The organism is Micromonospora phytophila (genome assembly GCF_023656545.1).
GTDB lineage: Bacteria > Actinomycetota > Actinomycetes > Mycobacteriales > Micromonosporaceae > Micromonospora > Micromonospora phytophila.
Genome location: NZ_JAMOKF010000168.1, coordinates 1 through 11,637, shown reverse-complemented (window position 1 = coordinate 11,637; position 11,637 = coordinate 1). Strand labels below are relative to the sequence as shown.

The 11,637-nt window shown below is 72.6% G+C and carries 10 protein-coding genes; 1 reads left to right on the top strand and 9 read right to left on the bottom strand.

The window, feature by feature from the left end; genetic code table 11:
- The 7 genes from NCC78_RS19300 to pyrR form a co-directional block, all read right to left on the bottom strand.
- A partial coding sequence (locus NCC78_RS19300; protein WP_250796070.1) for an adenosylmethionine--8-amino-7-oxononanoate transaminase occupies positions 1-1,201 on the bottom strand: 1,201 nt, incomplete at its 3' end.
- Positions 1,202-1,248: 47 nt separating this feature from the next.
- Positions 1,249-2,286 (bottom strand): quinone-dependent dihydroorotate dehydrogenase, encoded by a 1,038-nt coding sequence (locus NCC78_RS19295; RefSeq protein WP_250796069.1) that lies wholly within the window; start codon positions 2,284-2,286, stop codon positions 1,249-1,251.
- On the bottom strand, positions 2,283-5,630 hold the full coding sequence (gene carB / locus NCC78_RS19290) for a carbamoyl-phosphate synthase large subunit (RefSeq protein WP_250796068.1): 3,348 nt from the start codon (positions 5,628-5,630) through the stop codon (positions 2,283-2,285). The genes NCC78_RS19295 and carB overlap by 4 nt, the downstream gene beginning before the upstream one ends.
- On the bottom strand, positions 5,623-6,822 hold the full coding sequence (gene carA, locus NCC78_RS19285; RefSeq protein WP_250796067.1) for a glutamine-hydrolyzing carbamoyl-phosphate synthase small subunit: 1,200 nt from the start codon (positions 6,820-6,822) through the stop codon (positions 5,623-5,625). Before carA ends, carB begins: the two co-directional genes overlap by 8 nt.
- Positions 6,819-8,096, bottom strand: coding sequence for a dihydroorotase (locus NCC78_RS19280; RefSeq protein WP_250796066.1), 1,278 nt, complete (start codon positions 8,094-8,096; stop codon positions 6,819-6,821). The genes carA and NCC78_RS19280 overlap by 4 nt, the downstream gene beginning before the upstream one ends.
- Entirely contained in the window at positions 8,093-9,019 is a 927-nt protein-coding gene (locus tag NCC78_RS19275; protein WP_250796064.1) for an aspartate carbamoyltransferase catalytic subunit, read from the bottom strand. The genes NCC78_RS19280 and NCC78_RS19275 overlap by 4 nt, the downstream gene beginning before the upstream one ends.
- Positions 9,016-9,600, bottom strand: a complete 585-nt coding sequence (gene pyrR, locus NCC78_RS19270) for a bifunctional pyr operon transcriptional regulator/uracil phosphoribosyltransferase PyrR (RefSeq protein ID WP_250796063.1) — start codon at positions 9,598-9,600, stop codon at positions 9,016-9,018. Before pyrR ends, NCC78_RS19275 begins: the two co-directional genes overlap by 4 nt.
- Before the next feature lie 286 nt (positions 9,601-9,886).
- Here pyrR and bldD point away from each other — a divergent pair, with 286 nt between their 5' ends.
- Complete coding sequence (gene bldD, locus NCC78_RS19265) at positions 9,887-10,375, top strand: transcriptional regulator BldD (protein WP_013285505.1); 489 nt, start codon at positions 9,887-9,889, stop codon at positions 10,373-10,375.
- Positions 10,376-10,465: 90 nt separating this feature from the next.
- Here the strand turns inward: bldD and nusB are convergent, their stop codons facing one another.
- Both nusB and efp read right to left on the bottom strand, forming a co-directional pair.
- Complete coding sequence (gene nusB / locus NCC78_RS19260) at positions 10,466-10,876, bottom strand: transcription antitermination factor NusB (protein WP_250796071.1); 411 nt, start codon at positions 10,874-10,876, stop codon at positions 10,466-10,468.
- 23 nt (positions 10,877-10,899) lie between these two features.
- The gene (gene efp / locus NCC78_RS19255; RefSeq protein WP_088962732.1) at positions 10,900-11,457 is read right to left on the bottom strand and encodes an elongation factor P; all 558 of its coding nucleotides are present in this window, start codon (positions 11,455-11,457) and stop codon (positions 10,900-10,902) included.
- Positions 11,458-11,637 lie beyond the last annotated feature (180 nt).

The window sequence follows — 11,637 nt, the reverse complement described above, 5'->3', positions numbered from 1 at the left end:
GCATGGTGTAGACCAGGTCGCGGAACGGCCGCAGCCAGACGCCCTGACCGACCGCGGCGGCGGTGGCGGCGGGAAGGTCCACCTCGTGGTCCAGCTGGACCACGCCGATGGCGCCCAGCACCCGCACGTCGGTCACCCCGGGCGTCCCGCGCAGCGGCTCCAGGCCGGCCCGCAGGCCCGCCTGCACCCTGGACACCTGCCCGGCCCAGTCCCCGGCCCGCAGCAGACCGAGCGAGGCGTTGGCGACCGCGCAGGCCAACGGGTTGCCCATGAACGTCGGGCCGTGCGCCAGCACCCCGTCGGCGGAGATCCCCCGGGCGATCTCCGGCGTGCAGAGCGTGGCAGCCAGCGTCAGGTACCCGCCGGTGAGCGCCTTGCCGACGCAGAGCACGTCCGGCACCACCCCGGCGTGCTCGGCGGCGAACATCGTGCCGGTCCGGCCGAAGCCGGTGGCGATCTCGTCGAAGATCAGCAGCACCCCGTGCGCCCGGGTCACCTCGCGCAGCACCCGCAGGTAGTGCGGGTGGTGGAAGCGCATCCCGCCGGCGCCCTGGACCACCGGCTCCACGATCACGGCGGCCAGCTCGTCGGCGTGCCGCTCGACCGCCTCCACCAGCGCCGCCTCGTAGGAGGGGTCGGGCGCGGTGTCGAAGCCACCCGGCGGAACCGGGACGAAGACCTGCCGGGGCAGCACGTCGCCCCAGAGGTGGTGCATGCCCCCCTCCGGGTCGCAGACGCTCATCGGGTGGAACGTGTCGCCGTGGTAGCCGCCCCGCCAGGTGCCCAGCCGGCGGCGCTCCGGGCGGCCGGTGGCCCGCTGGTACTGCAGGCACATCTTGATCGCCACCTCGACGCCGACCGAGCCCGAGTCGCAGAGGAAGACGTGCTCCAGGCCGTCCGGGGCGAGCTCGACCAGGGTGTTCGCCAGGCGGACCGCCGGTTCGTGGGTCAGCCCGCCGAACATCACGTGGCTCATCCGGCCGAGCTGGTCGGTGACGGCCGCGTCGAGGACCGGGTGCCGGTAGCCGTGGATCGCCGCCCACCAGGACGACATCCCGTCGACCAGCTCCCGGCCGTCGGCCAGGCGCAGCCGCACCCCCGCCGCGCTCCGCACCACGTACGGCGGGCTCGCCGGGGGCAGCGCCGAGTACGGGTGCCACACGTGGGCGCGGTCGGCGGCCAGGATCTCCTCGGGCGTCACGGGCGCTCCTTTTCGGGCCTCGTGGGGTACGACGTCGGCCGGCGCGGTCACCGGCCGACGGCCGGCTCCGGCGCGGCGGCCGTCGCCCGGGCGGCGGCGCGGACCAGGGCCGGGCCGCGGTAGATGAAGCCGGTGTAGAGCTGGACGAGGGCGGCGCCGGCGTCGAACATCCGGGCGGCGTCGTCCGGGTCGAGGATGCCGCCGACGCCGATGATCGGCAGCCGGCCGCCGGTCTCGCGGTGCACGAAGGAGACCACCTCCCGGGCCCGGGCGGCCAGCGGTCGGCCGGAGAGCCCACCGGTCTCCGCGCCGCGCGCCCGGTCGGCCGGGGCGAGGCCGTCGCGGGCCAGAGTGGTGTTGGTGGCGATCACCCCGGCCGCGCCGCGGGCCAGGCAGACCTCCAGCAGCTCGGCGATCGCCGCCTCGGTGAGGTCGGGGGCGATCTTGACCAGCACCGGCTTCTCCCCCACCAGCGCCGCCAGCAGCGCGTCCAGGTGGGACCGGTCCTGCAACGCGCGTAGGCCCGGGGTGTTCGGCGAGGAGACGTTGACCGCGAAATAGTCGCCGTGCTCCCGCAACGCCCGGTAGGAGGCCCGGTAGTCCTCCACCGCCTCGTCCAGCGGGGTCACCTTCGACTTGCCCAGCGAGATGCCCAGCGGCGCCCCGATCGGGCCGGGCAGCGCCGCCAGTCGGGCCGCGAGGGCCTCGGCGCCGGCGTTGTTGAAGCCCATCCGGTTCACCACGGCCTCGCTGTCGCGCAGCCGGAACAGCCGGGGCCGGGGGTTGCCCGGCTGCGGGTGCGCGGTCACCGTGCCGACCTCGACGAAGCCGAAGCCCAGCGCCGGCCAGGCCGGCAACGCCGCGCCGTCCTTGTCCATCCCGGCGGCCAGCCCGACCGGGTTGGGGAAGTCGACGCCGAAGACCGTCCGCGGCGCGCGCACGGCGTACCGGGAGCGCAGCGCCGCGAGGGCCGCCGGCCGGCGGGAGAGCCCCGCCAGCCGGTGCAACGTCCACTCGTGCGCCGCCTCCGCGTCGCCCCCACCGATCCGGAACAGCGCCGGCCGGAGCGCCCGCTCGAAGATCACTGCTTGGCCCGCAGGGCGGCGTGGAGCTCCTGGAGCGGCCGGACCTGCATGTCGCCGCGGATGCGCGCCTCGATGCCCATCACCGCCGCCGCCGCGCCCGGCACCGTGGTGATGCAGGGGATGTCCGCCGTCACCGCCGCGCTGCGGATCTCGTAGCCGTCGGAGCGGGCGCTGGCCCCGGAGCCCTGCGGGGTGTTGACCACCAGCGCGACGTCACCGCCGAGGATCAACGACACCGCGTCCTCGCCCTCGCCGGCCTCGTAGTGCTTGCGGATCTGCTCGCAGGCGATGCCGTGCCGGCGCAGCACCTCCGCGGTGCCGGTGGTGGCGACGATCTCGAAGCCCAGGTCGGCCAGGCGCTTGATCGGGAAGATCATGCCGCGCTTGTCCCGGTTGGCCACCGAGACGAAGATCTTCCCACCGGTCGGCAGCGAACCGTACGCGGCCGACTGCGACTTGGCGAAGGCGTGCCCGAAGTTGGTGTCGATGCCCATCACCTCGCCGGTGGACTTCATCTCCGGGCCGAGCAGCGAGTCGATGCCCTTGCCGGAGCGGGTGCGGAACCGCTTGAACGGCAGCACCGCCTCCTTCACCGCGATCGGGGCGTCGGCCGGCAGCGAGCCGCCGTCCCCGGTCGCCGGGAGCAGCCCCTCGGCGCGCAGCTCGGCGATGGTCGCGCCCAGCGCGATCCGGGCCGCCGCCTTCGCCAGCGGCACCGCCGTGGCCTTGGAGACGAACGGCACCGTACGCGAGGCGCGGGGGTTGGCCTCCAGCACGTAGAGCACGTCGTCCTTCAGCGCGTACTGCACGTTGAGCAGGCCGCGCACGCCGACGCCCTTGGCGATCGCCTCGGTGTAGCGGCGGACCTGCGCCACGTGCGAGCCGGCCAGGGTGATCGGCGGCAGCGCGCAGGACGAGTCGCCGGAGTGGATGCCGGCCTCCTCGATGTGCTCCATCACCCCGCCGAGGTAGACCTCGCCGTCGGCGTCGCAGAGCGCGTCCACGTCGATCTCGATGGCGTCGTCGAGGAAGCGGTCCACCAGCACCGGGTGGTTCGGGGAGATGTCGGTGGCCCGGCCGATGTAGTCGCGCAGCGTCGGGTCGTCGTAGACGATCTCCATCCCCCGCCCGCCCAGCACGTACGACGGGCGCACCAGCACCGGGTAGCCGATCTCGTCGGCGATCGCCTTCGCCTCGTCGTACGAGGTGGCCATGCCGTGCGCCGGGGCGCGCAGCCCGGCCCGGGCCAGCACCGCCCCGAACGCGCCCCGCTCCTCGGCCAGGTGGATCGACTCCGGGGAGGTGCCGACCACCGGCACGCCGGCGTCCTTGAGCCGCTGGGCCAGCCCCAGCGGGGTCTGCCCGCCGAGCTGCACCACCACCCCGACCACGCCCGGGCCGCCGGCCGCCCGGCCGGAGGAGTCCTCCGCGTGCCAGACCTCTAGGACGTCCTCGAAGGTGAGCGGCTCGAAGTAGAGCCGGTCGGCGGTGTCGTAGTCGGTGGAGACGGTCTCCGGGTTGCAGTTGACCATGACGGTCTCGAAGCCGACCTCGCGCAGCGCCATCACCGCGTGCACGCAGGAGTAGTCGAACTCGATGCCCTGCCCGATGCGGTTCGGCCCGGAGCCGAGGATCAGCACCTTCGGCCGGTCCGACCCGACGACCTCCGTCTCGGAGTCGTAGGTGGAGTAGTGGTAGGGCGTCGTCGCCTCGAACTCGGCGGCGCAGGTGTCCACGGTCTTGTAGACCGGCCGGACGTCGAGGCGGTGCCGCAGCGTGCGTACGCCGTCCTCGGCGGCCAGCTCCGGACGGAGCGCGGCCAGCTGCCGGTCGGACAGGCCGGCCCGCTTCGCCCGGCGCAGCAGCTCGGCGTCGAGCACCGGCGCGGCCACGATCTCGGCGCGCAGCTCGACCAGCGCGGCGATCTGGTCCAGGAACCACGGGTCGATCCCGCCCGACGCGGCGGCCACCTCGGCGATCGACGCGCCCAGCCGCAGCGCCCGCTCGACCGTGTAGAGCCGGCCGTCGTGCGGCATCCCCAGCGCGGCCAGGGTGTTCTCCCTGGTCGCCCCCTGCGGATCCGGCACACTCCAGAAGCCGACCGCTTTGGTTTCCATCGAGCGCATCGCCTTGTTCAGCGCCTCGGTGAAGTTGCGGCCCATGCTCATCGCCTCGCCGACGGACTTCATCGTCGTGGTCAGCTCCGGGTCCGCGCCGGGGAACTTCTCGAACGCGAAGCGGGGGATCTTCACCACCACGTAGTCCAGCGTGGGCTCGAACGCCGCCGGGGTCTTCAGGGTGATGTCGTTCGGGATCTCGTCCAGCGTGTAGCCGATGGCCAGCTTGGCGGCGATCTTCGCGATCGGGAAGCCGGTCGCCTTCGACGCCAGCGCCGAGGAACGGGACACCCGGGGGTTCATCTCGATCACGACGATCCGGCCGTCGGCCGGGTTGACCGCGAACTGGATGTTGCAGCCGCCGGTGTCCACCCCGACCTCGCGCAGCACCGCGATGCCCAGGTCGCGCAGGCGCTGGTACTCCCGGTCGGTGAGCGTCATCGCCGGGGCGACGGTGACGCTGTCGCCGGTGTGCACGCCCATCGGGTCGACGTTCTCGATCGAGCAGACCACCACCACGTTGTCGTGGCGGTCGCGCATCAGTTCGAGCTCGTACTCCTTCCAGCCGAGCACGCTCTCCTCGATGAGCACCTCGTGCACCGGGCTGGCGGACAGGCCGTCGCCGGCGATGCGGGCCAGCTCCTCGGCGGTGTGCGCCATGCCGGAGCCGAGACCGCCCATGGTGAACGACGGCCGGATCACCACCGGCAGGCCCAGCTCGGCCACGGTGGCCTCGACCTCCACCATCGAGTGGCAGACCCGCGACCGGGGCACCAGGCCCGTCGGGTCGTCCAGACCCAGGCGTACGCCGGCCTTGGCGACGATGTCCTTGAACAGCTGCCGGTCCTCGCCGCGACGGATCGCGTCGATGTTGGCGCCGATCAGCTCCACGCCGTACTTCTCCAGCACGCCGGCCTCGTGCAGCGCGACCGCGGTGTTCAGCGCGGTCTGCCCGCCCAGGGTGGGCAGCACCGCGTCGGGGCGCTCCTTGGCGATCACCAGCTCGACGAACTCCGGCGTGATCGGCTCGATGTAGGTGGCGTCGGCGAACTCCGGGTCGGTCATGATCGTCGCCGGGTTGGAGTTGACCAGGCTGACCCGGATCCCCTCGCTGCGCAGCACCCGGCAGGCCTGGGTACCGGAGTAGTCGAACTCGCAGGCCTGCCCGATCACAATCGGCCCCGAGCCGATCACCAGGATGTGCTTGAGATCGGTCCGCTTAGGCATTCGCGCGCCCCTCGCTCTGGGTCCGGCCTTCGATGAGCTCGGCGAAGCGGTCGAAGAGGTAGTCCGCGTCGTGCGGGCCGGCCGCCGCCTCCGGGTGGTACTGGACGGTGAAGGCGGGCACGTCCCTGGCCCGCAGCCCCTCGACCACGTTGTCATTGAGGCACACGTGGCTGACCTCGACACCGCCGAACTCGGTGTCGATCACCTGGTCCGGAACGACGGCATCGGGCCTGCGGCCCGAGAACTGCACCGCGCTCTGCTCCAGTTCGCGGCCCGGCCAGGCGACCGCGAAACCGTGGTTGTGGCTGGTCACCTCGACCTTGCCGGTGGCCCGGTCGAGCACCGGCTGGTTGATGCCCCGGTGGCCGTAGCCCAGCTTGTAGGTGCCGAAGCCGAGCGCCCGGCCGAGGATCTGGCTGCCGAAGCAGATGCCGAAGAGCGGCACCTTGCGGGTGAGCACCTCGCGGGCCAGCGCCACCGGCACGTCCGCGGTGGCCGGGTCGCCGGGGCCGGGCGAGAGGAAGACCGCGTCCGCGCCGGTGGCGAGCAGGTCGTCGATGCTCGACGAGGCGGGCAGCACGTGGGTGGTGACCCCACGTGCGGCGAGCCGGCGCGGCACGTTGCGCTTGATGCCCAGGTCGAGGGCGGCGACGGTGAAGCGGTGCTCGCCGATCGCCTCGACGACGTACGGCTTCTCGGTGGTCACCTCGGCGGAGAGGTCCGCACCGACCATCTCCGGGGACTGCCGCACCCGGGCCAGCAGGGCGCGCGGGTCGTCCTCGACGCTGGAGACGCCGACCCGCATCGCGCCGCGCTCGCGCAGGTGCCGGGTCAGCGCCCGGGTGTCGACGCCGGCGATGCCGACCACACCCTCGGCGGCGAGCCGGTCCTCCAGCCCGCCGGTGGCCCGCCAGTTGGAGCCGATCCGGGCCGGGTCGCGCACCACGTAGCCGGCGACCCAGATCCGGCCGGACTCGTCGTCCTCGCCGTTGACGCCGGTGTTGCCGATGTGCGGCGCGGTCTGCACGACCACCTGGCGGTGGTAGGAGGGGTCGGTCAACGTCTCCTGGTAGCCGGTCATCCCGGTGTTGAAGACGGCCTCGCCGAAGGTCTCCCCGATGCTGCCGTACGCCTCGCCGTGGAACGTGCGCCCGTCCTCCAGGACGAGGATCGCGGGCCTACGCTTGGTCATCGCACTGCCTTTCCGTCCAGGACCGTCGGCTCGCCGCGCAAAAAGGTCGCCACGATGCGACCCGGCAGCGTCATGCGGGCGTACGGGGTGTTGCGGCTGCGGCTGGCCAGCTCCGCCGGCTCGATGGTGCGCCGCGCGGCCGGGTCGACCAGGGTCAGGTTGGCCGGCACGCCGGGAGCCGGGTCGAGACCGTGCCCCTCCAGGCCGGCGATCCGGGCCGGGGTGCGCGACATCCGCTCGGCGATCAGGTCCCAGTCGGGGCCGAGCACGTCGAGGGCGATGGAGAGCGCCGTCTCCAGACCGAGCATCCCCGGCCGGGCGTACGCCCACTCGCACTCCTTGTCCTCCACGGCGTGCGGGGCGTGGTCGGTGGCGACGATGTCGACGACGCCCTCGACCAGCGCGGCCCGCAGCGCGGCGATGTCGGTCGCGGTGCGCAGCGGCGGGTTGACCTTGAAGACCGGATCGTACGTCTCGGCCCGCTCGTCGGTCAGCAGCAGGTGGTGCGGGGTCACCTCGGCGGTGACCTTCACCCCCCGGGCCTTGGCCTGGCGCAGCACCTCGACGCTGCCGGCGGTGGAGACGTGGCAGACGTGCAGCCGGCTGCCGACGTGCTCGGCGAGCAGCACGTCCCGGGCGATGATCGCCTCCTCGGCGACCGCCGGCCAGCCGGTGAGCCCGAGCCGGGTGGAGACCTCGCCCTCGTGCATCTGCGCGCCCTCGGTGAGCCGGGGCTCCTCGGCGTGCTGGGCGATGATGCCGTCGAACGCCTTGACGTACTCCAGGGCCCGGCGCATCAGCTTCGGGTCGGCCACGCAGTGCCCGTCGTCGGAGAAGATCCGCACCCGGGCGGCGGAGTCGGCCATCGCGCCCAGCTCCGCCAGGCGCTCGCCGGCCAGGCCGACGGTGACCGCGCCGATCGGCTGCACGTCGACCAGCCCGGCCTCCCGGCCGAGCCGCCAGACCTGCTCGACCACACCGGCGGTGTCGGCGACCGGGGAGGTGTTGGCCATCGCGCAGACGGCGGTGTACCCGCCGAGCGCCGCCGCCCGGGAGCCGGACTCGACGGTCTCGGCGTCCTCCCGGCCGGGCTCGCGCAGGTGGGTGTGCAGGTCGACCAGGCCGGGCAGGGCGACCAGCCCCGTCCCGTCGATCACGGTGGCGTCCGGCGCGGTCAGCCCGGCACCGGTCTCGGCGACGACGCCGTCGCGGATCAGCAGGTCGGTCGGCGCGGCGCCGACGACGCTCACGCTCTTGATCAGGTACGCGGTCACCGGTTGTTCCCTCCGAGCAGCAGGTAGAGGACGGCCATCCGCACGGAGACCCCGTTGGCGACCTGTTCGACGATGGTGGAGCGGGGCGAGTCGGCGACCTCTGGCGTGATCTCCATGCCCCGGTTCATCGGGCCGGGGTGCATGACGATCGCGTGCTCGGGCAGCCGGCGCATGCGCGGGCCGTCCAGGCCGTAGCGGCGGGCGTACTCGCGGGCGGAGGGGAAGTAGGAGTCGTTCATCCGCTCGCGCTGCACCCGCAGCATCATCACCACGTCCGAGTGCGGCAGCACCGAGTCGAGGTCGTAGGAGACGTCGGTGCCCGGGGCCAGCGCCGAGGCGATGTCGACCGGGATCAGCGTCGGCGGCCCGACCAGGGTCACCTTCGCGCCGAGGGTGGAGAGCAGCAGCACGTTGGAGCGGGCCACCCGGCTGTGCAGCACGTCCCCGACCACCGCGACCGACAGGCCGGCCAGCCGGCCCAGCCGGGAGCGCATCGTGTACGCGTCGAGCAGCGCCTGCGTGGGGTGCTCGTGGGTGCCGTCCCCGGCGTTGACCACCGAGCCGTCGACCCAGTCGGCGAGCCGGTGCGGAGCGCCGGAGGCGGGGTGCCGGACGACTACCGCGTCGGCGCCCATCGCCTGGAGGGTCAGCGCGGTGTCCTTCAGGCTCTCGCCCTTGGCGACGCTGGAGCCCTTGGCCGAGAAGTTGATCACGTCGGCGCTGAGCCGCTTCGCCGCCGCCTCGAAGGAGATCCGGGTCCGGGTGGAGTCCTCGTAGAAGAGGTTCACGACGGTCCGGCCGCGCAGCGCGGGCAGCTTCTTGACCTCGCGACCGGCGACGGTGGCCATCTCGGCGGCGGTGTCCAGGATCTCGGTGGCGGTGGCGGCGTCCAGGTCGGCGCCGGAGAGCAGGTGCCTCATCACTGGTTCGTCCCCCCGAAGAGCTTGACCTCGTCGGCGCCGTCGGTCTCGGCGAGCGTCACCTTCACGCTCTCGACCAGCGAGGTCGGGATGTTCTTGCCGACGTAGTCGGCGCGGATCGGCAGCTCCCGGTGGCCGCGGTCGACCAGGACGGCGAGCTGGACCGAGGCCGGACGCCCGACGTCGTTGAGCGCGTCCAGGGCGGCCCGCACCGTGCGGCCGGAGAAGAGCACGTCGTCGACGAGGATGACCCGCTTGCCGTCGATGCCGCCGGGTGGCAGCTGGGTCGGCCCGACCGCGCGGGTGGCGTGCCGGCGCAGGTCGTCGCGGTAGAGGGTGATGTCGAGCACGCCGACCGGTACGGCCACGTCCTCGAAGGTGCTGATCCGGGCGGCGAGCCGCTTCGCGAGCGGGGCGCCCCGGGTGGGGATGCCGAGCAGGACGGTGTCCTCGGCGCCCTGGGTCTTCTCCAGGATCTGGTGGGCGATGCGGTCGACCACGCGCTGGACGTCGGCGCTGGCGAGGATCACCTTCACCGAGGGTTGCCGCGCGGGCGACGATCGGGCAGCCGATGGGTAGGCCACGGCGGACCTCCTTCCCCGCCTCACGGGACGGGTCGTTAAAGGACGTCGGAATCCGGTGTCGGGCCGCGGGCGGCCCGGACCGGGGCTTCACGCCACGTTACCAGTGGTCACGGCACGGACCGTCGCCGGCCACTGACCCCCTGGTCAGCGTGGCGAAATGGGGATAACTCCCCCGGTGCTCCCCAACGGTAAGGTCACGACCACTTGACCAGGTGTCGCAATCCCCGTACCGTCACGCTCCGTAGCGATCGACGGGAGATCCCCGAGCAGCACTGGGAGTGTCCGAATGCCCTCTGAATACGCCAAGTCTCTGGGCGCCCGCCTGCGCTCCATCCGCCAGCAGCAGGGCTTGTCCCTGCAGGGCGTGGAGGAGAAGTCGAACGGGCGGTGGAAGGCGGTGGTGGTCGGCTCGTACGAGCGCGGCGACCGGGCCGTGACGGTGTCCCGCCTGGCCGAGCTGGCCGACTTCTACCGCGTTCCCGTCTCGGAACTGCTGCCCGACGGCAGCGGGGTCCGCCACGAGCCCACCAGCAAGATCGTCCTGGACCTGGAGCGGCTCTACGACGAGGCCTCCGAGGACCTCGCGTACGTCGCCCGGTACGCCCGCGCCATCCAGCAGCAGCGCGGCGACTACAACGGCCGGGTGCTCTCCATCCGCGCCGACGACCTGCGCGCCCTCGCGATCGTCTACGACGCCTCGCCGTCGGGCCTGATCGAGCGGCTCACCGAGCACGGTGTGCTGGTCGCCGACCCGCGGGCGTTCTTCGCCTCCTGATCGCTGACCACGCGAAAGGGCCCGTGCCGTACGGCACGGGCCCTTTCGCGTCGTTCGGGTCGCTTCCGACCACCGGGTTCGCGTGCCGCCTCAGCGGGTGGCGTACTCGGCGATCCGGCCGAGGATGCCGTTGAGGAAGCGCGGCGAGTCGTCGGTCGACATCTGCCGGGCCAGCTCCACCGCCTCGCTGATCGCCACCGCGTCGTCGATCTCGTCGACGTAGAGCAGCTCGTAGACCGCGATCCGGGCCAGGTTCCGGTCGACCGCCGGCATCCGGTCCAGCGTCCAGCCCTCGGCGTAGCTGGCGATCAGCTCGTCGATCCGGCCCAGGTGATCGGCGACACCCTCGACCAGGCTGACCGCGTATCCCAGGTGCTCGGGGCGCGGCTTCTCGATCCGCTCGATGTAGCCGGCGAGCACCTCGACCGGCGGGCGGTCCCGCAGGTCGGCCTCGAAGAGCACGTCCAGCGCCCGCTTGCGCGCCTTGCGGCGCGCCGGCATCTGCTGCTTGGGACCCTCGCCCATCAGGCGCGGCCGAGGTAACGGCCGTCGCGGGTGTCGACCTTGATCTTCTCGCCGGTGGTGATGAAGAGCGGCACCGGCACGGTCGCGCCGGTCTCGACGGTGGCCGGCTTGTTGCCGCCGGTCGACCGGTCGCCCTGCAGACCCGGCTCGGTGTAGGTGACCTCCAGCACGACGCTGGTGGGCAGCTCGATGTAGAGCGGGACACCCTCGTGGGTGGCCACGGTCGCCTCGGCCTCGGGCAGCAGGTAGTTGGCCGCCTCGCCGACGGTGCCACCCGGGACGGTGATCTGGTCGAAGGTCTCCAGATCCATGAAGACGTAGTCCTCGCCGTCGGCGTAGAGGTACTGCATGGTGCGCTTGTCCACGGTCGCGGTCTCGACCTTGGTGCCCGCGTTGAAGGTCTTGTCGACCACCTTGCCGGACAGCACGTTCTTCAGCGTGGTACGCACGAACGCACCACCCTTACCGGGCTTGACGTGCTGGAACTCGACGACAGCCCAGAGCTCCCCGTCGAGGTTGAGTACCAGGCCGTTTTTGAGGTCGTTGGTGGAGGCCATTTCCTGCCTTGATCATCAATTGGCGGACAGACCTGGCAAGTCTACTAGTTCCGTCGAGCGCCCGACCCCGCCGCCGTCCACCCGCCCCGACGGACGGGCCGCAAACCGGGCCGCAGACCGGGCCGCGCCGGGCCGCAGACCGGACCGGGCGGGGCTGCAGACCGGACCGGGCGGGGCCGC

Bases quoted from the DNA above. Each gene is read 5' to 3' on its own strand.
- carB (WP_250796068.1), bottom strand. From the start codon at position 5,630: ATGCCTAAGCGGACCGATCTCAAGCACATCCTGGTGATCGGCTCGGGG.
- carA (WP_250796067.1), bottom strand. From the start codon at position 6,822: ATGACCAAGCGTAGGCCCGCGATCCTCGTCCTGGAGGACGGGCGCACG.
- bldD (WP_013285505.1), top strand. From the start codon at position 9,887: ATGCCCTCTGAATACGCCAAGTCTCTGGGCGCCCGCCTGCGCTCCATC.
- nusB (WP_250796071.1), bottom strand. From the start codon at position 10,876: ATGCCGGCGCGCCGCAAGGCGCGCAAGCGGGCGCTGGACGTGCTCTTC.
- efp (WP_088962732.1), bottom strand. From the start codon at position 11,457: ATGGCCTCCACCAACGACCTCAAAAACGGCCTGGTACTCAACCTCGAC.